Origin of the sequence: Lunatimonas sp. (assembly GCF_020832325.1) — a bacterium.
Lineage (GTDB): Bacteria > Bacteroidota > Bacteroidia > Cytophagales > Cyclobacteriaceae > Lunatimonas.
The window spans coordinates 96,913-120,812 of sequence record NZ_JAFIEU010000011.1; the positions used below are offsets into that span (position 1 = coordinate 96,913).

17 protein-coding genes and 2 tRNA genes are annotated in these 23,900 nt (G+C 47.4%); 4 read left to right on the plus strand and 15 right to left on the minus strand.

Going from position 1 to position 23,900, the window contains the following annotated elements; genetic code table 11:
* Nucleotides 1-35 precede the first annotated feature (35 nt).
* The 7 genes from JJU34_RS03655 to JJU34_RS03685 all read right to left on the minus strand — a co-directional run bounded on the left by JJU34_RS03655 (nt 36) and on the right by JJU34_RS03685 (nt 7,972).
* Nucleotides 36-1,538 carry a glycosyltransferase gene (locus JJU34_RS03655; RefSeq protein WP_228690971.1) on the minus strand — a complete coding sequence of 501 codons (1,503 nt, stop codon included), beginning with the start codon at nt 1,536-1,538 and terminating at the stop codon, nt 36-38.
* Nucleotides 1,538-3,082, minus strand: a complete 1,545-nt coding sequence (locus tag JJU34_RS03660; protein ID WP_228690972.1) for a 4Fe-4S dicluster domain-containing protein — start codon at nt 3,080-3,082, stop codon at nt 1,538-1,540. Before JJU34_RS03660 ends, JJU34_RS03655 begins: the two co-directional genes overlap by 1 nt.
* Entirely contained in the window at nt 3,079-4,452 is a 1,374-nt protein-coding gene (locus JJU34_RS03665) for an FAD/NAD(P)-binding oxidoreductase (protein ID WP_228690973.1), read from the minus strand. Before JJU34_RS03665 ends, JJU34_RS03660 begins: the two co-directional genes overlap by 4 nt.
* Nucleotides 4,445-5,041: a DUF547 domain-containing protein gene (locus JJU34_RS03670; RefSeq protein ID WP_366512673.1), complete on the minus strand. Its 597-nt coding sequence runs from the start codon at nt 5,039-5,041 to the stop codon at nt 4,445-4,447. Before JJU34_RS03670 ends, JJU34_RS03665 begins: the two co-directional genes overlap by 8 nt.
* Nucleotides 5,042-5,240: 199 nt before the next feature.
* The gene (locus JJU34_RS03675; RefSeq protein WP_228690975.1) at nt 5,241-5,738 is read right to left on the minus strand and encodes a rhodanese-like domain-containing protein; all 498 of its coding nucleotides are present in this window, start codon (nt 5,736-5,738) and stop codon (nt 5,241-5,243) included.
* A gap of 462 nt (nt 5,739-6,200) precedes the next feature.
* A tRNA-Val gene (locus JJU34_RS03680) sits at nt 6,201-6,275 on the minus strand.
* Nucleotides 6,276-6,484: 209 nt separating this feature from the next.
* Nucleotides 6,485-7,972, minus strand: coding sequence for a Do family serine endopeptidase (locus tag JJU34_RS03685; RefSeq protein WP_228690976.1), 1,488 nt, complete (start codon nt 7,970-7,972; stop codon nt 6,485-6,487).
* Between the two features lie 306 nt (nt 7,973-8,278).
* Here JJU34_RS03685 and JJU34_RS03690 point away from each other — a divergent pair, with 306 nt between their 5' ends.
* Nucleotides 8,279-10,804: a mechanosensitive ion channel domain-containing protein gene (locus JJU34_RS03690; RefSeq protein WP_228690977.1), complete on the plus strand. Its 2,526-nt coding sequence runs from the start codon at nt 8,279-8,281 to the stop codon at nt 10,802-10,804.
* A gap of 1 nt (nt 10,805) precedes the next feature.
* Here JJU34_RS03690 and JJU34_RS03695 read toward each other — a convergent pair whose 3' ends face one another.
* From JJU34_RS03695 to JJU34_RS03710, 4 genes are all read right to left on the minus strand, one after another.
* On the minus strand, nt 10,806-13,400 hold the full coding sequence (locus JJU34_RS03695; RefSeq protein ID WP_228690978.1) for a sodium/solute symporter: 2,595 nt from the start codon (nt 13,398-13,400) through the stop codon (nt 10,806-10,808).
* Nucleotides 13,401-13,564: 164 nt separating this feature from the next.
* Nucleotides 13,565-14,425 carry a fumarylacetoacetate hydrolase family protein gene (locus JJU34_RS03700; RefSeq protein ID WP_228690979.1) on the minus strand — a complete coding sequence of 287 codons (861 nt, stop codon included), beginning with the start codon at nt 14,423-14,425 and terminating at the stop codon, nt 13,565-13,567.
* 105 nt (nt 14,426-14,530) lie between these two features.
* On the minus strand, nt 14,531-15,289 hold the full coding sequence (locus JJU34_RS03705; protein WP_228690980.1) for an SDR family oxidoreductase: 759 nt from the start codon (nt 15,287-15,289) through the stop codon (nt 14,531-14,533).
* Between the two features lie 87 nt (nt 15,290-15,376).
* Nucleotides 15,377-16,255 carry a PIG-L family deacetylase gene (locus JJU34_RS03710; RefSeq protein ID WP_228690981.1) on the minus strand — a complete coding sequence of 293 codons (879 nt, stop codon included), beginning with the start codon at nt 16,253-16,255 and terminating at the stop codon, nt 15,377-15,379.
* A 172-nt stretch (nt 16,256-16,427) separates the two neighbouring features.
* Between JJU34_RS03710 and JJU34_RS03715 the strand changes: the two genes are divergently transcribed.
* The gene (locus JJU34_RS03715; RefSeq protein ID WP_228690982.1) at nt 16,428-17,519 is read left to right on the plus strand and encodes an AI-2E family transporter; all 1,092 of its coding nucleotides are present in this window, start codon (nt 16,428-16,430) and stop codon (nt 17,517-17,519) included.
* A gap of 4 nt (nt 17,520-17,523) precedes the next feature.
* Here JJU34_RS03715 and JJU34_RS03720 read toward each other — a convergent pair.
* The 4 genes from JJU34_RS03720 to JJU34_RS03735 form a co-directional block, all read right to left on the minus strand.
* Nucleotides 17,524-17,605: transfer RNA gene (locus tag JJU34_RS03720), tRNA-Leu, on the minus strand.
* Between the two features lie 103 nt (nt 17,606-17,708).
* Nucleotides 17,709-19,031, minus strand: coding sequence for an amidohydrolase family protein (locus tag JJU34_RS03725; RefSeq protein ID WP_228690983.1), 1,323 nt, complete (start codon nt 19,029-19,031; stop codon nt 17,709-17,711).
* A 26-nt stretch (nt 19,032-19,057) separates the two neighbouring features.
* On the minus strand, nt 19,058-19,963 hold the full coding sequence (locus tag JJU34_RS03730; protein ID WP_228690984.1) for a patatin-like phospholipase family protein: 906 nt from the start codon (nt 19,961-19,963) through the stop codon (nt 19,058-19,060).
* A gap of 72 nt (nt 19,964-20,035) precedes the next feature.
* The gene (locus JJU34_RS03735) at nt 20,036-21,010 is read right to left on the minus strand and encodes a metallophosphoesterase (protein WP_228690985.1); all 975 of its coding nucleotides are present in this window, start codon (nt 21,008-21,010) and stop codon (nt 20,036-20,038) included.
* Nucleotides 21,011-21,355: 345 nt separating this feature from the next.
* Here JJU34_RS03735 and JJU34_RS03740 point away from each other — a divergent pair, with 345 nt between their 5' ends.
* Together JJU34_RS03740 and JJU34_RS03745 are read left to right on the plus strand one after the other, a co-directional pair.
* Nucleotides 21,356-22,000, plus strand: a complete 645-nt coding sequence (locus tag JJU34_RS03740) for a peroxiredoxin (RefSeq protein WP_228690986.1) — start codon at nt 21,356-21,358, stop codon at nt 21,998-22,000.
* 92 nt (nt 22,001-22,092) lie between these two features.
* Nucleotides 22,093-23,772: an IS1182 family transposase gene (locus JJU34_RS03745; protein ID WP_228690987.1), complete on the plus strand. Its 1,680-nt coding sequence runs from the start codon at nt 22,093-22,095 to the stop codon at nt 23,770-23,772.
* The last annotated feature ends 128 nt before the right edge of the window (nt 23,773-23,900 follow it).

Consider the following 23,900-nt stretch of genomic DNA (forward strand, 5'->3'; position numbering starts at 1 on the left):
CGGCTATTTCAGTTTCTTTTTTAGAAACATTTGCCTCAGCTAGCCGGCAAATCCTTTTTCTCCATCAAACTGGGCGATCGGCGGCTTGGAATAGATGCCAGGCTTACCACCCAGAATCCGACTGCTAACATACTGTGAAAAAGCAACATTTCATAGGTTTGAACGAAGAGAGAAACCAGCACGACTCCTGTAAACAGGCAGGCCATGCCTAGCTCCATGTAGGTTCCTACGGAAACGGTGGGTTGATGATACTTATTTTTTCTCCAAGCATTCCGGTTTTTCTTTAGATTGTATTTAGGGGTGCGTACAAAGGCGGTTTTCCGGCCCCAAAATCCCAGCCACACGGCATGCGCATTATGAATAGACAGGCCCATGGAAACCGAAAGAAAGAGGGGCAATTCCCAGAGGAATTTCCCGATGGATTTCCACGAGTACTTTTTTAAAGAAAGATTTCCAACCAAATACACTGCTGCGATAATGACAAACCCAAACAGAAAGACGGTCGCTCCACGAAAATAATAGGCGGGCAACCATCCTTTGTAGAACGCCCACCAAATAGGGATACTAGAAAGGCTTACGGCCAAAATCGCAATAAAGACCGTGGAATTCAATAGATGTGCCGTGGCATGTAACCGTACCCGCATCGGGACGTCAGCATTCCAGACCTGCCGAAGGTGCTTGACCGCGCATTCGGCGCCACCTTTGGTCCAGCGGAACTGCTGGGACTTGATCGCAGACATCAGGGGCGGCAATTCAGCCGGTGAGGCCACATCAGCCCGATACACAAACTTCCAGTTTCGCCGCTGCGCCCGATAACTGAGGTCCAAATCCTCTGTGAGCGTGTCCGATTCCCAATTTCCAGCATCCAGTATACAGGCCTTTCGCCAAATCCCACCGGTCCCATTGAAGTTGATAAATGCACCCAACGCATTCCTGCCGGTCTGTTCCACCATAAAATGGGTATCCAGCGCAAATGCTTGAAGCCGGGTAAGCATGGAAAAGCCTTCGTTGATGTGTGTCCACCTGCTCTGTACCATCCCAACTTGGGGATCTTGGAAATGAGAGATCGTTTTACGGATAAAATTAGGCTCGGGGACGAAATCGGCATCAAATACCGCGATAAATTCCCCACTAGCCCTTTCCAGTCCAGCTTTCAAGGCACCGGCTTTGAAGCCTTCCCGATTGGACCGGTGAAGGTAGGTAAACGGCACTTGCGGATACTTGGCAAGTTGTCGCCGAATAATCTCGGAGGTCACATCCGTGCTGTCGTCCAAGATTTGTATTTCCAGCCTTTCGTGCGGGTAATTCAACTGGGCTACCGCCCTAAGCAGTCGCTTGATCACATATTGTTCGTTGTAAATGGGCAACTGAACCGTCACCTGGGGCAGCTCCTCCTCGGGCAATGCCTCTGGCACAGGTGTAGGATGCGCGCGGTATCGAAGAAAGGAAACCAAGAGGTGTGCCTGGGTAAGGCTGTAAAACAGCACAAAGCACATGGCAATCAAGTAAACTCCTAAAACTATGTAAATGAGCAGCATCAAGACTTGATGGTGACAGATTGGTTGCCGATAAGTATGGGGTTTTCCTGGATCCTGCCTTTCTCAGATTTGTTTTCCAATTTTAGCACACCACGGGGGCAGACGGATGCACACACGCCGCAGCCGACGCAGGATGCCCGAACAATATTTTGTCCACGCTGTGCATACCAGCGTACATCGATACCCATCTCACAATAGGTGGAGCAATTTCCGCAGGAAATGCACTGTCCTCCATTTGTGGTAATCCTGAACCTGGATTTAAAACGCTGCACAATACCCAGATAGGCAGCCAAAGGGCAGCCAAAACGGCACCATACCCGGTTTCCCATCAAAGGATAAAATCCTGTACCAATCACCCCCGCAAAAGCCGAACCGATCAGAAATCCGTAGGTAGCATGCACCTGATTGGTGGCATCCCGCAGCAATTGAAACTCCATGGCGTAGTTGGCCAAGGTTAGTGCAGTCATCGCCACGGCAAAGACCAACACGCCGTGTACCAGGTATCTTTCGACTTTCCAAGCCTTCAAGGATTTATCTGAGAGTTGCCGATAGGGATCGCCCAAGGTCTCGGCAAGTCCTCCACAGCCACAAACCCAAGAACAGTACCAACGTTTTCCATAGAAATAGGTAATAACCGGCACCCCAACGATGATCAGAATGATACCCCAAAAAAGCATAAACAGTCCCAAAGTGCCTGATGCCATCATGCCATCCAAGCGGTAGTCAAAAAAGAAGGTGTAATCCAAGGGCCAGATGTTTTTAAAGTCATGCCAAGGCTTGTTAAACCAAACCAAAATTTCCGGAATAAGAAAGGCAAAAGAAAGTTGGAAGAACATCACCGAGGCCGTCCGTATCAGCTGGTACCGATTTCCCTTGTACTTCCTAAACATCCGGATACCCATCACCAAAATCGCCAGCGTATAGACTACTCCATACAAAAACCATTGACTAGCAGGGTTGCCGGAAAGAGCCAAGCTAAGGGGATCGACCATGATGACAAGATTCGTCATGTATTCGGGAAACCAATACAACACCACGTAAAAGGCGATCAACCAAGACCCGGTGATTATCCCAAGCAGGCCTCGGGACTTCATGGAAGAAAAATAGATACCGTCGTGTTTAATACCTGCAGGCTGACGTCGATACATGGGGAGAATATACATCAGGGCACCTACAGCCCCTAACACAAGTGTCAGGAAAAAATACAAAAAAGGACGCTGAGAGACTGGACCCAACGCCGCAGCCTTGGTCAGGGTAAAAGCATAATCATCCCAGATCACCTCATCCCAACGCTCGGCAGCCTTGAGTTCATCGTTATACGCATCAAAATATTCATTAAAAGCTCCAATAAAAGCTACATTAGAGGTGTACTCCTGCCCGTAAAGCGGTTCTAACACCTCCCTCATCACTTCCCTATGCTCCTCTTTTACCTGCTGATCCACCATATCCGTGTCCAGCCGATAAGAGCCTACAAAAGGCAACAAGGAAAATATCCCCAGTGCAATGATAAACACGGCCAAACCGATACGCTGTATTACTTTCATGCTTTTTCTCCAAAAATCCATTGAACCCATGATTTTTTGTTTCTTGTAACCGAAATACCGGTCTGTTTTGTAAATGCCTGACGTACTGCCTCGCAGCTATGGCGGTAAAATTCCGAATTAAAACTAGCCTCTTCCAAACTCTCGAGAACCTGCTCCGCGGTCCACCCTTTGCTGATCGTATCGTCAAAGAACACATGATCCAGACGCCAACCAATGGCATGGATACCAACCAGCACACGGGTACCCGCCTGATATACCAAACGCATGGCTACCGGACGCTGCTCGTGTTGCCAAAAAAAGGTTTCCAGTCCCTCTTCCGGTACATTGGGTACTGATCCATACACCTGATATTCCAAATCAAAAAACTTGGCGGAGTTAAACCAATGACCGGGTTGATAAGACCGTCGCTGTGACTTGCCCAAATTAGCCCCTAACGTCTCACCGTGCATCCTGCCGGTATACCAGACCTGTTCAATTTTCTTTCGTTCGGGGCTCGGCGCTTCACGGAATTCCGCGCAGTCACCTACCGCATACACGTCAGGAATATTTGTTTCAAAATATGCGTTTACCAAAACTCCCCGCCCTATCTCCAAGACGGTTGTCTCATCGGAATCCGTACGTAAAAAGTCGACATTAGGTACCACCCCGACTGTAAGCCCGACAAAATCACATGCAATGGTTTCTCCCGCACTTGTCTTAACAGCCGAAACCCTACCGTCTTCCCCGGGGATTACCTGTTCCAGCTCCACATGCAAGCGCAGATCCACCCCATGCTGGCCGATATGGTCACCTATTAGGACACCCTCTTCCTTGGGAAGCACATTGCCCCAAAAATGCCCCTCCCGTACCAGCATGGTGACGGAAATTTTTCGGGAACGCAACATTTCCGCCAGTTCCACGCCGATCAATCCTCCTCCAACGATCACCGCATGCTTGATAGAGCGCGTATTTTTCTCCAACAAAGCGAGGTCTTGAAGCGAATATAGACCTTGCACACCAGGAAGATCCTGCCCCTGCCAGCCATAGGCCGCCGGTTTGGAGCCCGTCGCTAGGACCAATATATCGTAGCGCAATCGGCTTCCATCTTCAAAAACCAACTCTTTATCTTCAAAAGCCACTCGGGACACCCAAGCTTTGCACAGGTTGATCCGGTTCTTTTCCCAGAACCAATCCTCGTACGGCTTGGTATGCTCCCACTTCATGTGCCCCATGTAGACATACATCAAGGCGGTCCGGGAATAGAAATAGACCGACTCACCCGACACAACGGTGATGGAAAGGTCCCCGTTATGTTTGCGGATATATCGGGCGCAGGTAACTCCCGATATGCCGTTTCCCAAGATGACGATATGCTTGTTTCTTTCACTCATTTAAGTTCCAGTCATAAGGTAAGTATCCCATTCGGGCCTCGGGATGGATTTTTACGTCGGAGTAGCGATTCAAAAAGTCAATCAGGCTGCCGGACTTGGTGAAATCTCCCTTGAACCAAGAGAAAATCTCCGAAATCTCCACCTTTCCCGGCTGGATTCGGTTCTTTGTGGAATCGTTCACAAACCTCCGCGCGGCATACTCCAACTGCTCATCCAGCCGCTCAGCGGTATAGGCTTCCCTGGCCAAAGCTGGACAGGAGATCGAAGCGCAGTTGATCGCAAAATGGATACGTGGCTCCTCAAATTCCTTGCGCAGAATCGCATGTTCTATTTCATCCAGCGAGGCCTTCTGACCACCAATCTCAAAAAATTCCAAATGCCAGACCGTGCGGATAAGGGGAATATTTAGCTTGGGACCAATGTCACGAATGCTCTTGACGGGATAATGGTAAATAATCAGTTTGATGGTGAAGGCATTGTACGCATTGATCCAATACGCCAATTGCTCTGCTTCTGACCAAGTCTGCCGGTCTGGCGCCTGTTCGCTAAGCGATGCCAAGTATTCCTCCAACTGGCTCTTATCTTTCATAAATCCGGGATAATCCACGCTACCGTCGGCGCTCACGTGTTTTTGAAGGAGCCTATCGAAGGTTTCGTGACTGGGAGGATGTGTCCCTTGTCGCCCAAGTGACGAACTGCCACAGGCGGGAGGAAGCCACAAAAGCCAGATCGCAAGGAAAAATTTCACCATAATCAAAATTACCAATCTAATGGGAAATAAAGGCTATTTAATAAACCTTTTGCGCATTCTTTACCCAAATTCCCCATGAACGGCTATAGGCGTGCACTTTTCGGGTAGGTCCTTTCTCGTTGTAAATCGGTAGCCCCTCATTTACCCAGTGAAAAATCCCGCCATACAGATTGTATACCTCTTTAAAGCCCACCTGTTTTAAACGATTGCCAATATCCTGACTTCTCGCTCCAATAGAGCAATAGACTACTAAAGGTGTATCTTTCGATAGGGTGTCCAACGCATTTATGTCAAAGGTCTCATACCCCACCCATTTGGCATGCTGTAGGTGGCTGACTTCGTATTCCTCCTGCTCGCGGGTATCCAACAGCACCGCCTTCTGCAACAACTCCCCATTCTCCGGGTAAATCAGCGGAAAATCGGAATCGTAATACGCTTTCAACAGGGTCCGGTAGGCCAGGCTTTGTCCGCTCGCCTGCCCAGACAGCACCAACGTCGCAGAAAAGAAAAGTAATAAATAAAAGGCCTTCATCATAAAATCAGAGGTGATAAACGTTCATTTAACGGGAAGCCCATAGCCGTAAAGTAGCTTATGGTAATTGATAGTAAGAACATCTGACACGGACAGATGGTTTAAGAGCGAACATTTAGTTAAGAGATAACCTCCGACATTTGGAAAAAAAGGCCCTTTTTTTTGAGATAGGATATCTATCCAATATAAAAGTGAAAAGAAGTATACCAAAAGAAAACTCAAGACAAAACGAAGTGCTACTGCTGCTAACAGAAAAATCGTCGAGAAGGAATTTACAAAAACACTACTAAGGATTTTTCACCCTAAGGGGTCTGTATCAATGCAGAAGTTGAGAGATTCACCCCCCGATCCTCCTGACTGAAATATTGGGATGCACCGAACCGGACGAGCAAAACCGTGAAGAACGGATACCTAAAACAAAAAACCCCTACTTATCTGTGACGGTAAGTAGGGGTTTCACTTGTGTGGGAGTTGAGGGATTCGAACCCCCGACCCTCTGCTTGTAAGGCAGATGCTCTGAACCAGCTGAGCTAAACTCCCATTTCATAACATGTCCCTTACGGTCATATTTCCCTGAATTGGTTTGCAAATGTAGCCCCAATATTGATTAAGTCAAACATTCCCCTCATTTTTTTTTACCCCTCAGCATCCAAACCACTGACTATCATCCAAAAATAATCCAGCGCTACAAAGCAACAGAGCCGTCACAGTGGGTGACGGCTCTGCATGCAATAATTCAATCTCAACGATTACAATTGAATATCGTAGTAAGAACGCTGACCATTGGGGTAAACACCCAAAATACTCACTTCTTCTCCTTTGTATCGCTTCAAGGCCTCTACGACATCCTTAGCGCTATTGATTCTGGTACGCCCAATTTTAGTGATGATAAAGCCTTCCCGCAGTCCTGCTTCTTTCCACGCTTCGTTTTCTACGATGGATATAGAAGCACCGCCCTCTATCTCCAAGCGAGTCCTGACATTCGACGGTACATCTTCAAACACCACTCCTTCAAACTCCTCACGTTTTGGCACCTCTTTTACCACCACTTTGGTATCTCCCGATATATTTCTGAGTGTCGCGGTAGTTATCATCTCCTTCCCATCCCTCAAGTACTTTATTTCCACTTTATCGCCTGGACGCTTCCTCGCCACCCGCTCCTGTAAAGCGGAGGTGGTAAAGGTATTTGCACCGTCAATGCCGATGATGACATCACCCTTTTTCAATCCAGCTTCCTCTCCGCCGCTACCTTCGTTCACGCCAGCTACGTAGACTCCACGGGTGGCTTTGATTTTAATCCCTTCGCGCTCTTCCAGTTCAGGACTTACGTCTTGAATAGAAACACCTATCAAACCCCGCTGCACTGTACCATACTCCATCAAGTCTTCGGTAACCTTTTTTACAATGGCACTGGGCACTGCAAAGGAGTAGCCGCTGAATCCTCCTGTTCGGGAGGCAATGGCCGTGTTGATGCCGATAATTTCTCCAGATAGGTTTACCAACGGACCGCCGGAATTACCGGGATTGACCGCTGCATCGGTTTGAATAAATGACTCAATTTGCATGTTATTCTCGGCCTGGAGTATTCGTATATTTCTGGCCTTGGCACTTATAATACCTGCTGTCACGGTGGAATTCAGCTCGTAGGGATTGCCTACTGCTAATACCCATTCTCCGATCATTGCATCGTCAGAATCTCCAAATGGGATATGGGGTAGTCCTTTTTCCTCTATTTTCAGCAGGGCCAGATCTGTTGTAGGGTCGGTTCCTACTACCTTGGCCACGTATCGCCTGTTGTCCTCTAAGGTAATATCTACCTTGGTGGCATTTTCGATTACGTGGTTGTTGGTCACGATGTACCCATCGGATGAAACGATCACACCGGAACCGGAGCTACGCCCCTCTCTAGGAGCCTGCTCTCCTCTTGGGGAAGGCGATCTGAATCCAAAGAACTCCTCCAGCGGATCTACTCCTCCGGAACGTCCACTCACGGTCACGCTGCTTCTCACGTGAACCACCGCAGGGGTCACCACTTGCGCAGCGGCCACAAAGTTGATTCCATCGGGAATGACGAATCTCTCATCATTCAACCAATTGACAAAACTGGCACTTTGCTGTTCTGTGTAGGTAGACGAATTTCCATTCTTGTCCTGTAGCACACTCACCCCAAACAGGGCGACTAATCCACCGATAAGAGACGCCAAAACGATTCCTAAGAAAAACTGTTTTTTGCTCATTTTATTCCTTTCTTTCTGTTAATTGATATTCTTTCCACGATTATGTACGCACGAAGTTGCCCCAAAAGGATGCCAAACGCCTACCGGCAGAATATTTTAACACGTTTTAACGCAACATGCTAAAATTGCACCATTTGACTTTTCGGTTAGATCCTATGCTGTATTTAGATAAACAACAATCAGAATGCCATGTTTAGAGATTTCCAAAATTTAAATCTGCAGGAGTCCTTTTGCTACCGGGGCATTTTCCTAAATTTACTAATTAATACGCATAAATTGGCAGCCCAGAAATAAAAATTGCAAACTATGCCGTTCCATTTTAACCAAGTCTTTTGGCCTATTATTTCCCTAGGCATTGATCGTCTGCGTAGGGTGAGCCCTAGTTGCCTTGTGTTGCTTCTATTTATTACGCAATTTTCCCTGGCGCAACAAAACGGCGAGTCCGGGCCGGTAAAGGGAGTTGGCCCTGCCAGTTTGACAGATTCCGTAGCACCCAAACCACTTACACTGAACCAACTTATCCGCAAAAACGAAGACTATTTCCATTCGCTGCAAACCGCAATCATTCGCCTACAGCGCAATCCAAATCTGGAAATCATCAACGAGGACATTCCCATCATTGAGGGGGTTGTGGAGCGAATCATGCAGAGTTTTTATTCCGGAGAAATCGAATTCAACCTCCAATATCTCAGCGAACTGGACAACTTACTTTCTGGCTACAACCTATTGGTGACACGATGGCGTAGCGAGGTGGATAGCCGAGCAGAGACATTTACACAGATCGGTGACAATATCGAAGTCATTAAAAACACCTACCAATCCGCTACCTCCATGGTGGACTCCAGTGCGCTGCCAGCGTTGAATGAACAATGGGCAGCACTCTTACGACGACTAACCAGAGCGGACAGTCTCTTTTCCGTTCAGAATATCAATAACCTGGACGTACAAACCAAACTATCCGCACTAAGTGTTGGGATCAGTGATGCCAAGGACGAAATCAGGGAGCAGCAAAGAACCATACGCAGTGCCTTTTTCCAAAAAGACTCCCCATTCATTTGGCAGCTGCGTTCTCTTAGAGAACTTCCGACCCTATATCCGGTGATTGAGGAATCGATTCTTCTAAACCAGATCATACTCAGAACCTACTGGAAAAGAAACCTTAACACCTTTATCTGGGTAGTCATCCTGGGAATCGGTATCTACGGTTGGTTTTTCTATTTGGTGAACCGGATCAAAAAGGAGAAGGAATTTTCTAAACTGATTCTTGATAGAAACAAATACTTGACGAAGTCGCCCTTGACCTGCGCCATACTCAGCATGTTCACACTTGCCCCGTACGTATTGCCCTACCCGCCTAATGGTCTTATTCTAGGGGTTTTGATTGCCACGACCATCTGCACATCCCTGCTGATTAAGCAAGTGTTGATACGCGAAGTATTCCGAATGTGGATTTTCCTGGCAATCAGCTTGATTGTATTTGGCACCAGTAACCTTATTATAGAACAGGCTAATCAAGAACGCTGGTACCTAATCGTGTTTTCAGTATTCGGGCTGTATGTGGGAGCGCGTAGTTTGTCTTTGATTCAAAAAAAGCCGGATCAATATCCGGCCTACCTGAAATACCTGATTTACCTGTACCTCACCATGCAGGTCACCTCCGTCGTCCTACATATCGTTGGTAGGTTTAGCCTCGCCAAGATGTTGGGAGTGGGAGCAACATTAAGTGTAACCCAAGGCATCAGCCTTTACCTCTTTGTTACGGTTATCATGGAAGCATTGTACCTACAGGTAGAATTGCTTCAGGGCAACACCAAAGAATACACTAATTACCTTGACTATAAGGCAATTTACAAACGTCTCAGCAATTTCTTTATATTTTTAGCCCTGATCATGTGGTCCTTTTTTTTGGCACTAAACCTCTCTATTGATGATTTTATCATCGAATCAATCAGCCATTTTTTAACAGAAACACGGGAAATAGGAAGTACCTCATTCACGTTCCGTAGCATTTTTATCTTCATTTTTGTGATTTGGGCCTCATCGATGTTGGCAAAAAATATTGCCTATTTCGTCTCTATCCGCGACAGCGAAAAAGCCGATGGACGAAACAAAAGACTCGGCTCTTCGGTCCTGCTAATCCGACTGGCGGTGTTAATCGTGGGTTTTTTTTTCGCGTTGGCCTTCTCCGGGATCTCCTTGGATAATCTCACCATCATCTTGGGTGGCCTCAGTGTCGGTATTGCCTTTGGTCTGCAAACCATCGTCAATAACCTCGCCTCCGGCATCATTCTGGCCTTTGAGCGGCCCATACAGATTGGAGACGCTATTGAAGTGGGTGGAAGATCCGGCGTCGTAAAGGAAGTAGGCATCCGATCCAGTACCATTCAGGCCTACGATGGCTCCGAGGTCATCATTCCCAACGGTGACTTGCTGTCACAACACCTGATTAATTGGACGCTTTCTGACCGGAGGCGGCGTATCGAGCTGATTATCGGCGTAGCGTATGGGTCAGACCTAAAACAAGTACAAACCGTACTAGAGGAAGTTCTTCAAAAAAACGACCTGATGAAAATCCCGGCCCCGAAAGTGCTTATACACCACTTTGCGGACAGTGCGGTAGAGTTTCGCTTACTATTCTGGGTAAGCAATTTTGACACATGGATTGATGTGAGAAATCAAGTGTTATCCGACACCTTTGAAGCTTTCAAACAGGCGGGTATCGAAATCCCATTCCCACAGCGAGACCTACACCTAAAGTCTGGACACCTGATACTCCCTCAAACACCAAATACCAATACCCCCAAAGGGACAACCGAAGGAGATGCTGAATAATTCAGGATTGATTGCGTTTAACCAAGTCCTTATAGGTGTTTCCGGGCGCTTTCGATATCCGATCAGGCAACACTAAACTCGCCACATAGCCCGTCGCTACACAGGAAAGCACCCCAACGGCTCCGAAAAGATACCCATTGGTTTCGGTAAACCTACTAACTAGGAACGTAATCAGGGTACCGGCAAGTATTCCAACCAAAGCTCCGCGTGAACTGGCCCGCTGGGTAAAAATACCCAAGATAAACACTCCTGCCAATGCCCCTCCGATCATTCCTAAGAGCTTCTGAAACAAGTCAAACACAAAACCCACGTTGGAAAGAGCAATCCAAACAGCACTCATGGTACCAAAAAAACCAATCCAAACGGTGAGCCACTTAGCCAGTCTTAAATTTCTGCTATCTCCCCAGCCCGGCCGAAAGAGTCGATGAATATCGGAAATATAGGCAGTTGATATGCTGTTCATGGAACTGTCCAAAGATGACATACTGGCCGCGAATATCCCAGCTATGACCAGTCCAGCAACGCCCGCAGGCAGCTCCGAAACAATGTAGTAGGGTAATAACTCCTCCGGAAGCGCACTTCCCACCTTTTGGGGATTGGTCAGGTAAAACACATACAACACGGTTCCTAGCCCCAAAAACATCAGAATGCCCGGAAGCGTAATCAGCCCATTGGTCCAAAGGCTTTTGGCTGCCTCCTTCTCTGTGGATACGGTCAGGTACCGCTGAATAACCACCTGATCGGAGGTATATGAGATGATGTTTAAAAAAAAGAAGCCGATAATCGCTACCCAAAACACCAGCTCTCGGTAGTCCCACCCCCACTCCAGCATGCGGAATTTCTCCTGTGCCATCCCTATTTCCCACACCTGCCCAAAGCCTCCGTCAATCTGCGCAACGGCGATCAGCAGCCCGGTCAGCGCCCCACCCAAAAGCACCACTACCTGTATTACATCGGTCCAAATTACCGCTTCCATCCCACCCAATACGGTGTAGAGCGTGCTGAATACCCCCATGATGCCTATGCATAGCAATATATCCATTCCCGTTACGGAGGAAATGGCGATGGCCGGCAGATACAACACCACCCCCATTCGCGCCAACTGCATCAAGATAAAGGTGACACTCCCCAAACTCCGCACATGCTTATCAAATCGCCGCTCCAAGTATTGGTATGCCGTCAAAATATTCACCCGCCGAAAAAACGGCAGGTAAAAATGAATAACGAGCGGCACAATGGATACGATCATTACGGCACCCATTATCAGCCGCCAGTCTGTGGCAAACACCACCACCGGAATGGCCATAAACGTGATGGCACTGAGTTGGGTACCATAGATACTCAATCCGGCAGCCCACCAGGGAATTTTTCTACCTGCTAGGAAATACGTTTCCGTAGTCCTTTCTTGGGTGGAAAAATACACGCCTATCCCAAGCATCAAGGCCAGGTACACCCCCAAGCTCGTCCAGTTTAACCAACCAAATACCGGCTGCTGAACCAACGCAAACACCTCTGGAGAGCGCACACCAGGTAACTTCTCCCCGCTGGGTACCACCCACTGCTTCTTCCAAAAAGCAGTGGGCACAGTGACTCTCGCACTACCGGCGGGAATCTCGCCCATCTCTACCCAATTACCACTTGTCACGTGATAGGCCAGCAGCTTGTCCCTGAAACCGGGATGGGTGGTAGGATCTGAATGGTTGGCCAATTCCGCATCTATTCCCCCGGGAATCAGCAGATGGGAGGCACCTACGGCAAATGCAGGTGAAGGGGCCGCGGCAATTCCTCTGGGCAAGTCCAAAAGTCGTTCCCAAGTACCGCTTCCAATCTGTTCTCCAAAGGAAAACCGATAGGCATCTAGAAGCAAGTGCCTATCCCAGCCTCCACCCTCCTTTTCTGTAAGGTGAAAACCGCTGAAAAGGTAGAAGGCTCCCCCCATGACTCCAGCAACCGCCTGCGTCCGGGACTTGCCCGGTAAAGCCGGGCCTTCCACCCATTGCTGCTTTTCACGGGGAAGGGTTAGGTCGAGCATCCATACCTGAGACTCTGCCAGCCCTTGCGGATTCTTTTGCCCTCCAGCCACAACGACCACTCCGTCAACCACGTCTCCGGCCATATTTGCCAGCGGATGAGGCAAATCCGGGTAAGTGGTATCGACCACCACCTGACCTCCCTCAACGCGCAACCCGTAGACCGCGGCGCTATGACCGGACTGATGGCTACCTCCAACGATTAAAACGGTGTTCTCGTAGGTTACCGATACCCCGTATCCCAAAGGACTTGGAAGTACGGCATCCGCAAACGCCCATTCGGCCTCTGGGGATTCCAAGTACAAAATTCGATTGTACCAGGTTTTTTCGCCTCCTTCCCATGGCCTCTTCTCGGGGAAATTCGCCCCTCCCGCTACCAAGAGAACGTCGTTGCTCACACCTGCATACATCCCCGCAAACCCCTCTGTATCCGGAATAGCCGGCAGGGTATGCCATTGCAAGTCCTGAGCATAGCCTTTCGCCACATGCAGGCAAAGCATGAAAAGCAGTACCAAAAGCAGTCGGCATCTGGTTCTTCGAAACAAACACACCTTTCGTTCAATCATGGCTCGTGAATTCGGTAGAGAGGCATAACGGCAATGAGATGGATGAAAAAAGCTCGAATCAACACATACCGAGCGGGGTAGCCTGGTGTTGGAAAACAAACTTCCCGGTGACTAGCCCACACAAACGGCAAGTCACCGGGAAGTTTATATTGCAGGGAATGAACTCACCCTTTATATGCAATCACACGTTGCTTGGAAACGCCAAGTCCTTCTACACCAAGCTCCACTACGTCTCCTGCCTTGAGGTACACGGGAGGATTAAAACCCATCCCTACACCGGATGGCGTGCCGGTACTGATGACATCCCCCGGAAGGAGTGTCATGTATTGACTGATATAGCTTACCAGGGTAGGCACATCAAACACCAAGTCAGAAGTACTGCTGTCCTGCACGGTCTTCCCATTGAGCTTTAGCCAAAGGCGCAGGTTGTTTGGATCCGCTACTTCTTCCTTTGTCACCAACCAAGGTCCCAAGGGAGCAAAGGTATCGGCGCTTTTTCCTTTGACCCATTGCCCTCCATGGCGCAATTGAAAATCCCGCTCGCTGACATCGTTGTGCACGGCGTAGCCCGCAATATGGTCGTAAGCATCTTCCTTGTTCACGTAGGAAGCTTTTTTACCGATTACAACGGCGAGCTCTACTTCCCAGTCCGTTGCTTCCGAATGCTTTGGTATCACAATTTCATCAAAGGGGCCAGAAAGGGAGGAGGTAGCCTTCATAAACAACACCGGTTGCTTGGGAACTTCCATGCCGCTTTCTTTGGCATGAAGCGAATAGTTCAGACCCACACAAATGATCTTGGAGGGGCGGGTGATCGGGGACCCAAGCCGTACGCCGGATGGCACCTCGGGACAATCCTGCTGGTGCGCTTCCAACCATTCGGCTAGCTTTTGAAACCCTGACTCATCACCCAAAAACTCCTCGTTCCAGTCAATGCCAAATGCACTAACATCCAGCTGCCGTCCGTCTTCTAAAACAACTCCCGGTCTTTCTTCACCGGCATTTCCAAATCGTATTAATTTCATGTGTCTATAATTGATTTTTAGCGGTCACATGGGATCTCGCATGTTAGATAGTCATCCCAGTGTGACGGCTACGTCATGCTCGATTTCATGTGTCTATAATTGTTTTTACATTTTCAAATGGGAAAAACCTCCATCCACCAAGTAATCTGCACCGGTTAGAAAAGAAGCCTCATCGGAAGCCAGGTAAAAGGCCATGTTAGCCACTTCAGCGGGACTTCCCATCCTGCCAATGGGCTGTGTGGCTGCCAACTGGTCAAAAACTTCCTGTTCTCTACCCGGGTAATTCTTGGCCAAGTACCCGTCCACAAAGGGGGTATGTACCCTAGCAGGGGATATGGCATTTACTCGAATGTTGAACTGCACATAGTCTCTGGCCATGGATAGGGTCATGGTGCGCACAGCTCCTTTGGTCATGGAGTAGGCAAAGCGATCTGCAATACCAACCGTAGCCGCCACAGAAGCCATATTGATGATCGCACCGCCACCTTGCTCCTTCATATGGCCAATGACCGCAAGTGAGCAATTATAGACCCCCTTTATGTTCACGCTATACAGCCGGTCCAACTCGCTTTCCACCGTCTGTTCCAAGTTTCCGACATGCGATACACCCGCATTGTTTACAAGCACATGTATCTCCCCCTCGATAGCGGCTATCACTTGTTTCACCTGTTCCTGGGAGGATACATCTGTCTCCAAAAATTTCACCGAATACCCTTCTTCTTGAAGAGACGCGGCTACTTTTTCCCCATTTTCTTTGTTGAAATCTAGTACATAGACCTGGTCCCCTGCTTGCGCAAATCGACGGGATATGGCGAGACCTATTCCGCTGGCGCCACCTGTAACCAGCACGTTTCGTTTACTCATGAATATTGAAGATTGCTTATATGGATAAATTGTTGATACACTCGTCCAGGGAATTGTCGGATTCACGAAAGTGTGGTCGACACTCCGTTACTTTCCAAGCATGGGAAACAGCCGCTTGATATCCTCCTCAGAGGGTCTACTTCCGTACTCACACACTTCAAACGCCTCCACATAGGTGGCTTGGGATGCTTTGGCCTTACCATACCATTTCTCCAACGCAGGGATCAATGCCGTGCTAACGCTCCCCCATCGTTTCTCTCGCAGCCAAGCCTTACGCTCGGCGCTGCCACTGGGTACCTCGTCGGCATAGCCGCCAATCCAAGGAAGCCACTCGTAAAACTGGGAGACATGTGCATCCATGGCATCGATCTTCTTATCAATGACCGAGGAAATGTCCACCGCGATATCCGGTGTAAAAGGGTTTGGCTTTTGAAAATTGTCTTGAAAATACAGAAATACGGGATTCTTCCTCAACGGCTCCACATCGGGTGCTACATTGGGTACTCCTACCATGTACGCAGCATCTTGCACCAAAATGGCTGTGTACCGGTGGTCCGGATGATAATCGTTGGGTCGGTGCGAAATCACCACATCCGCCTCCCACTCGCGGATCAACCGGATGATGTCCAATCGAACCGGCAAAGTAGCTAACAGTTCTCCGTCGTGGTTGTCCAACACATCGTAGGCCACGCCCAATCTACGGGCCACCTCTTCGGTTTCGGCCTTTCTCCGCTTGGCTAACATGCCACCACCCATCTCCATGTGTCCTGCATCACCATTGGTCACAGACACGAATTTAACCTGATGTCCCATTTCTATGAACAGCGCGGCCGTTCCTCCACCCTTGATTTCACAATCATCGGGATGGGCACCGATCATGATGATTTTCAAAGGACCCTGCTGGGCATCAATACCTTGGTTGAATAAGCAGGTTAAAACAAGTGAAAGCAGAAGCGTAATTCTCATCGTTATCATTTGGGTCATTCAAAAGTAGAAAGTGAATATAGTAATTTAGGGTAATGATACCAATGTGATCTCCTTTATTGGCCGAAAAGTCGGGCAATTCGATAAAAAAAGATCCGTTTAACGATCTTTTGGAAGATTTCCATAAATTTAAGCTATCACTCATTCGTCCGACATGAACCCTGAATCAGGACTCTCCCAAAAACTCGCGCATGGATTGATTATTCTTACCCTGGGTACGGTGGTCCTGTGGTACGGCGACTTTATCTTTGTCCCTCTCACATGGGGAATTTTCTTTGCTTTTGCCCTGTATCCTGTGTCCGATTGGCTGGAAAACAGGCGGATTCCAAGAGGGTTGGCGATCATCCTTACCTTGACACTATTCACGCTCTGCTTTCTAGGGGTCCTAGGCCTGGTAGTCAATCAGATGGTATCCCTGTTAGGAGATATCCCTCAGATCGGCGCCATTTTCTATTCCAAGTTGGCAGAATACCTAGAGGATATTTCTGAATTAACCGGCCTAGACGTAAGTAATTGGAGCGAAACGGACCTTGTTAGCCTACTTGTCAACCCCGATAATTTGAACCAAACGATCTTCAATACCGGCAAATCCCTGACCCTGATTGGAATCATCCCCCTCTACATCTTTCTATTAATCTATTACAAGGACTTTTTCACGGCCTTTCTAATGCAGGCCTCCTCTAGGAGCAATGAAAAAATCATCGCTTGGGCCGAGGACTCTGGCAAAGTCATCCATCAGTACTTGGTGGGCATGGTGAAGGTCACCCTGATCGTTTCGGTATTGGCCGGGATATACTTTTACCTCATCGGCATCAAGTTCTTTCTGCTGTTTGCGCTGTTCATTGCCGTGATGAACCTAATCCCCTACATCGGTGTGATCATCAGTTCCGCTCTGGTCATTCTCTATGTTTTCCTGACCACCGACACGCTTTTTTACCCCCTCCTGACCCTGCTGGTTCTATGGGGCATCCAATTACTGGAAAACAATCTCATTACACCCGTGGTAGTGGGAGGCAAAGTAAAGGTAAACGTCCTTGCCGTCGTATTTGCCATTTTACTGGGTGGCGCAATTTGGGGGGTATCAGGAATGATTCTTTCCATTCCGTTGGTAGGCATTCTTAAGATCACCTTAGATAGAGTTCCGGGACTACAACCCTACGGCTATTTGCTAGGAGATGAATTCCCAGTTCACGAGAAGAAAGAAAACTTCTTAAAATTATGGAGACGCCGCTGGGCAAAAAAATAAAAAGTGCGCACGAAAGGATTCGAACCTTCACACCCGAAGGCGCTGCCGCCTGAAGACAGTGCGTCTACCAATTTCGCCACGTGCGCATTTTGATCACAAAAGTGGGTAATAAAACGATGATGCGCAAATAAATCTCCTTAAAAACACTGGCTATTTTTATCGCTTTGATATATTCTACTCACACTGAGTTTAATCCACCCACACACCATTAAGCATCACTTTTTCGACGTTCTCGAGGTTTTTTACGTGTTCCAATGGGTTGCTAGAAAGTAGAACCAAATCGGCCTTCTTCCCTGGCTCAATGCTGCCGATTTCCTCCTGCGCTCCCAAAAACCGGGCGTTGCCCCAAGTGGCTGCTCGGATCAAATCAGCCAGCGACATGCCGCACGCATGCATCAGCTCCATTTCCCGCTGATAGGCAGATCCATAGGACGCATAAGGTACGTACGAATGAGAACCAACGGTTAGATCCACGCCCTTCCCATACGCCAACGCGGTAAACTCCATCATCTTTTGAAACCCTAATCCCCGAACTTCATCTTCGGACTCCTCGCCTACCTCGAATACTGCCAGCGTTGGACAAAAGAACACCTCCTTCTCTTTCATCAAATCAAAAATCTCCTTTACGGTGTTTCGCTTGTCGCCAAAATCCAACCCACTCCACATTTCGTACCTACCCTCCCTGCGGGCGTGGTTGTCTGCCAGCACCTTTTGCCGGTACACCTCTGCCTCGATGGGAGAAATCAATGCCAGTCCGAAGGATGTGACATGTTCTATTCCTGTTACTCCTGCACGAATCACTTCTCTAACGTCACTGATCTCCAAGTGGGCAGTAGAAGGAACGCCGAGCTTTTTGCACTCATCCGCAGCCGCCTGTATCAAACCCAGCGACATGCGGTAATATATCTTAATGGCACTGGCACCCCGGCCCACCAAATTGCGGACCTGTTGCCTCGCCTCTTCCTCGTCGCGGATGATCAAGGCATCCTTGGGATGTGCAGGCGGAAACATATCCAAGTGAGGACCGGTCAGGTACAACCTGGGTAGCTGTTCTCCCCTCCTGCGTTCGTTTCCGTAAGCTTCTATCCACGCGCCCGGGTCCCGTAATGCCGTAATCCCCTTTTTCAAAAAAAGATGCGGCAATCCCCTTAGTTGATCTAGGTGAAAGTGCACATCTATCAGTCCGGGAATTACATATCGGCCTGCTCCATCCACCACCTCCACCGAGCCCGGAAGCACTTCTGTACCATCCGGAAACACGGATTCAATGAGCCCGTCTCGTATCCAAATGGTATGGAGAGGTAGCAGATTTCCAGTCCTCACATCCAGCACATGTACATGGGTAATGGCAAGCGAACCCTCACCCATCGGCATCTCGGCTAGGTTCACGGGCTTAATAAGTACCTTATTACCTTCTTCGACAAGCCCTACTTTTGTACCACAGCCACCAAACAACCAGCTAATTATCAGAAGTACAGGGATTTTAACGAGCAATGGTATGCGAAGGTCCATAGATTTTTTTTTAGAACGGATTCTTATCAGCCCACCTCCAGGCACTTGCACACAGGATTATGAGCTTCTGCAAATGCGTAGCCATCCTGCCACCATTGTTTCATTTGCTTTGGGTCAAAAATCAAGGAGTTTTCAGTCAGAACGGTCGGCGGATAGTAAAAATTAAGGTCTACCTTTCTTCTACCTCCTTCGAGTTTCCCGATCTTAATATCATCAGCCGATATTTGATCCAGCATAAAATCAAAGGTCCGGGTCATCAATTCAAGTGCGTTTTTCACATTGTCCTTCTTGCCACGGGGCTGATTGGATTTTAGAACAATGACATCGATCTCCTTGGCACCCCGGTAAATGGCCTCAGAAATGGGCACGATATCCGCAAAACCACCGTCTGCGTACTGACAACCGTTTTTCTCCAAAAGACTCATAAAAGGAACCAGATTCGATGATGCCCAAATCCACTCACAGAAATCCTCGTAGCTATTCTCCTTCAGCGACTTATACTCCACCCGGTTGGTGGTGAGGTTAGAAACCGTCACGTACACATTGGCCTCGTTAGCCTGCATCCGGGCAAAATCCTCGGGAGTCATGATCTTTTTAATCAACTCGAGTAGGGCCATACTCTCCCCAAACGTCTTTCGACCCTTGATAAACATGCGAACGGTATTCACGTGGTTGATCTTGATGCGGGGCTCACCGTTTTCCTGAACAATGTAAAACGGCGAAATATCAAAAATCTGGTTTTGCGTCACAGAGGTATAGATCGCTTTAATCTTTTCAATCTCACCGATAGATAGCAATGGCACGAGCAAGCTTCCGGTAGAGGTCCCTAAAAAAAGCCGGTAGTCATGCCTACACGCACGTATGAGGAATTCGGCGACACCTCCCGCGAATGCGCCCTTGCTTCCACCTCCTGAAATGACGAGTGCCCTCATAGCTTTTAACCGGTTTTATTATCAACTAAACATAGTAATTAAAGCCTTCGTATACAACGATTTCATGTACATTTACTTAACGTGCAATACGCGGTCGGAAATAGCCGGGCGGATGGCCTCACGGTCCGTTTCCGGAAAACCCAAATCCCAAGGAGAGGGTCCAACATACTCGGATTGCTTGCCATGAATGATAATTTCTCCGTCTGAAGAGATCTCCACCACGGCAAAGAGAGGATCCCGGTAGGGCGCCGTGTACTTGATCCAACGGAACCCCTCATCTACCTCCTCTGAATATCGGATGTGTTCGTACTCCTCACCCATCCAAAAGTACGCTGCACTATTGACATGCACATACCAAATGCCATTGACCTGTCGGGCATCGTCGTAATGAAGGTGTCCGTTGAAACAGGCAATTACCGGGCTCTCCGGCGAAGAAGCATTGTGGGTCTCCAATATTTGACGGATTTCTTCCCCATTGTGCATGGCTCCGAGCGGCCCAATCGACTGGTGGGAAAAAATCACTACCGGCCCTTGCACCCGGGACAACGTTTCCCGAAGCCATGCCTGCTGCTCCGCCCCAATATAGTTTCGGTAACCCTTCTCATCGGGTGTTCGTTTATCGTTGCCGTCCAAAACCAAAAACTGGAAGCCGTTCTTTTCGAAATGATAATAAGATCGCTCCAGCTTGCGGTGTTCCAATACCTGCTCCAAACCATAGCCTCCGTCCATCTCATGGTTGCCGATGACGGAATACTTTTCACCTAAGTAACCATCCCAGATGTCATACAGGGATTGGTACTGTGGAGCCGGAGTGACCAAGTCGCCGAGTTCAATCAGAAAATCTGGCTGAGCAATTTCCATGCTGTCAACGAACGCGCGGATCCGGACTTCCGAGTCGTGCATGGTAGGCAGGTGCACATCGGAGATCAATCCAAAACGCACCCGCTGCACCTCCTTTTCCGGCTCACATGAAAAAAAGGACATGGCCAGAACGAGAGAGAGTAAAGCGGCAGAATGCCTCGTATGTGGGGTTATAAGTGATTTCATTTGCTTAGAATGTTTTTCAAAGGCCATGCACCCGATTTTCTGCGGTCCGAAGATCGCTCTTATGTAGTAAGTGGTCCCTCCGCGAAATGGCAGAGACCTACCCCAATACCTGTGAAAACGAGATTAGCTAGTCTATGTACGTTGTATTTACCTCAGAGGTGGACGAATATACCCATTTTTCTCCTAAAATCTTTCTGATGCCCCCTCACCAGACTCATAGAGCCGATCAATCAAGCATAGATATATTCAATTTGTAAACAGGCGTTTACGTGACATTGGTCACCTGAGGGGCCACCACTAAGGGGTAACTTTGGGTATAAATAAAAATAAAAAACAACAAGTATCATGGAAGATCAAACATATAACATGCCCCGTATTGGAGATATGGCTCCTGACTTTGAATCAATGACTACCACCGGAAAAATCCGTTTTTCCGACTACATCAAAGACAGCTGGACCATCCTATTTTCACATCCCGCAGACTTTACCCCGGTATGCACCACCGAAATGAGCGGATTTGCTCTGGAAAAAGACTTCTTTGCCGGTCGACAGACCAAACTGATTGGCTTGAGCATTGACTCCATCCATGCCCATATTGCTTGGGTTAATAATGTGAAGAAAAACACAGGTGTACTGTTCGAATTTCCCATCATTGCGGATATCGATATGAGCGTATCTAAAAAATATGGCATGCTGCAACCTGGAGAAAGCGAAACAGCTGCAGTTAGGGCTGTATTCTTCATAGACCCCAAGGGAAAAATCCGCCTGATCATGTACTATCCGCTAAACGTGGGAAGAAACATGGACGAAATCAAACGAGCACTTGTGGCCCTACAAACTGCCGATGAACACAAGGTCTCTATGCCATTGGATTGGAGAGAGGGAGACCAAGTGATTGTATCTCCCCCCAAGACAGTAGCCGAGATGCTGGACCGGGAAGCCAGCGATTACGAAATGGTAGATTTCTACCTTGCAAAAAGATCCCTTTAACCACGATGGAGGGTGTCCGAAAAGTCGAGACACCCTTTTTTATTGTTGATTTTCTCTAAAATTATTATCTTAGAGTTGTTCAAAATACAACAATGGCTAAGGTAGTTTTTAAAAATCAGACTGGCAATTGTCCAGAATTATTTCCGGTAAATATTTTCGATAAAATCCCTGATAATCACCCTGTTCGACTAGTTGATACTGTGGTTAATTCTTTGGATATCAGCGCTATTATAAAGAAGTACAAGGGAGGTGGTACATCCGCCTATCATCCACGAATGATGATTAAAGTGCTATTCTACAGCTATTTATCCAATGTGTATTCATGCAGGAAAATAGCCAAAGCCCTGGATGAGAACATACATTTCATGTTTATCTCAGCAAACTCAACCCCTGATTTCAGAACCATCAACGATTTTCGCGGTAAAATCTTAAAAGACTCCATCAAGACATTGTTTGCCGAAGTGGTAAAAATGCTTGTTGAGATGGGATATGTAAGCCTTGATGTTCAATACATTGATGGAACGAAGATTGAAGCAAAATCTAACAAATACACCTTTGTTTGGCGCAAGTCAGTTGAAAAGCACAAAGAAAGGCTAGAAGGTAAAATCGACAGTATTTTATCGGATATCGAAGAAAGCATCCTATCAGATAATCAAGAAGTTAACCAGGAAGAGTTGCCTAAAAAAATTGATTCAGAAGAATTAAGGGAGCGTCTTTCAGCCATTAACAAAAAACTAAAAGAGCCTTCAAAGAAGATAGTTAAAGAACTGCAAAAGCTTCAGGAAGAGCACCTTCCCAAGCTAGAGAAGTATGAGAAAGACTTGGAGATTTTAGGGGATAGAAATTCCTACAGTAAGACAGATCATGATGCTACATTCATGAGGATGAAGGAGGATCACATGAAAAACGGACAACTAAAACCCGCTTACAATCCTCAGATATCAACTAAAAATCAATTCATTACCCATACTACTATTCACCAAACACCAGGCGATACTACTACTTTAAAATCTCACTTGGATAGTTTTGAAAAATCGTATAATAAACAAAGTAAAGAGATAGTAGCTGATGCAGGGTATGGTAGTGAGGAAAATTATGAAATGCTTGAGGCAAAGGGGGTTGAGGCCTATGTGAAATACAATTACTTCCACATGGAGCAAAAGAAGAAGACAAAAAACAACCCTTTTCTTCCCCAAAATCTTTTTTACAATGCAGAGCAGGATTTTTATGTATGCCCCATGGGTCAACGAATGGAGAATGTTGGACAAGGAAAGCGTACTTCAAGTAATGGGTATGTGTCTCAAGTGACTTATTATCAGGCAAAAAACTGTCAAGGATGCCCTTTAAGAACCGCTTGCCACAAAGCCACAGGTAACCGAAAAATCGAAGTGAACCACAGGTTAAACTTCTTAAAACAGCAAGCCAAGGAAAAACTAACGAATGATAAAGGGCTTGAACACAGGAGCAAAAGACCAATAGAGGCAGAAGCTGCGTTTGGCCAGCTGAAAAGCAATAATAAATTCACCCGATTTACGCTCACAGGTTTAGAAAAAGTAGAATTAGAGTTCTTATTAATGGCTATTGGCCATAATCTGAGAAAGATGGTGGCTAAAAGTATACACCCTGGGCTAAAATCATCTAAAAAATCAGCTTTGGGCTATAAATTCTACAATAGTCGACCGGTATTTTATGCATTAGAGAAGAAAATTTATCAAAAATCTCTAATCATGACTTTAGATTCTCAAAATCAAAAAATCGCAGCAATCGAGTAGGAAGATAGGGATTAGTTCCCTATCTGTCCTCTCACACCACCCTGCGTACCGTTCGGTACAGGGCGGTTCTTTAAGTTTTGACTCTAACCTTTTGGTAGTAATCTGATAAGAACACATATCCTGCTTGC

Bases quoted from the DNA above. Each gene is read 5' to 3' on its own strand.
- JJU34_RS03695 (WP_228690978.1), bottom strand. From the start codon at position 13,400: ATGATTGAACGAAAGGTGTGTTTGTTTCGAAGAACCAGATGCCGACTG.
- JJU34_RS03665 (WP_228690973.1), bottom strand. From the start codon at position 4,452: ATGAGTGAAAGAAACAAGCATATCGTCATCTTGGGAAACGGCATATCG.
- JJU34_RS03745 (WP_228690987.1), top strand. From the start codon at position 22,093: ATGGCTAAGGTAGTTTTTAAAAATCAGACTGGCAATTGTCCAGAATTA.
- JJU34_RS03670 (WP_366512673.1), bottom strand. From the start codon at position 5,041: ATGAAAGATAAGAGCCAGTTGGAGGAATACTTGGCATCGCTTAGCGAA.
- JJU34_RS03700 (WP_228690979.1), bottom strand. From the start codon at position 14,425: ATGAAATTAATACGATTTGGAAATGCCGGTGAAGAAAGACCGGGAGTT.
- JJU34_RS03655 (WP_228690971.1), bottom strand. From the start codon at position 1,538: ATGCTGCTCATTTACATAGTTTTAGGAGTTTACTTGATTGCCATGTGC.
- JJU34_RS03735 (WP_228690985.1), bottom strand. From the start codon at position 21,010: ATGAAATCACTTATAACCCCACATACGAGGCATTCTGCCGCTTTACTC.
- JJU34_RS03725 (WP_228690983.1), bottom strand. From the start codon at position 19,031: ATGGACCTTCGCATACCATTGCTCGTTAAAATCCCTGTACTTCTGATA.
- JJU34_RS03660 (WP_228690972.1), bottom strand. From the start codon at position 3,082: ATGAAAGTAATACAGCGTATCGGTTTGGCCGTGTTTATCATTGCACTG.
- JJU34_RS03715 (WP_228690982.1), top strand. From the start codon at position 16,428: ATGAACCCTGAATCAGGACTCTCCCAAAAACTCGCGCATGGATTGATT.
- JJU34_RS03705 (WP_228690980.1), bottom strand. From the start codon at position 15,289: ATGAGTAAACGAAACGTGCTGGTTACAGGTGGCGCCAGCGGAATAGGT.
- JJU34_RS03730 (WP_228690984.1), bottom strand. From the start codon at position 19,963: ATGAGGGCACTCGTCATTTCAGGAGGTGGAAGCAAGGGCGCATTCGCG.
- JJU34_RS03675 (WP_228690975.1), bottom strand. From the start codon at position 5,738: ATGATGAAGGCCTTTTATTTATTACTTTTCTTTTCTGCGACGTTGGTG.
- JJU34_RS03690 (WP_228690977.1), top strand. From the start codon at position 8,279: ATGCCGTTCCATTTTAACCAAGTCTTTTGGCCTATTATTTCCCTAGGC.
- JJU34_RS03740 (WP_228690986.1), top strand. From the start codon at position 21,356: ATGGAAGATCAAACATATAACATGCCCCGTATTGGAGATATGGCTCCT.
- JJU34_RS03710 (WP_228690981.1), bottom strand. From the start codon at position 16,255: ATGAGAATTACGCTTCTGCTTTCACTTGTTTTAACCTGCTTATTCAAC.
- JJU34_RS03685 (WP_228690976.1), bottom strand. From the start codon at position 7,972: ATGAGCAAAAAACAGTTTTTCTTAGGAATCGTTTTGGCGTCTCTTATC.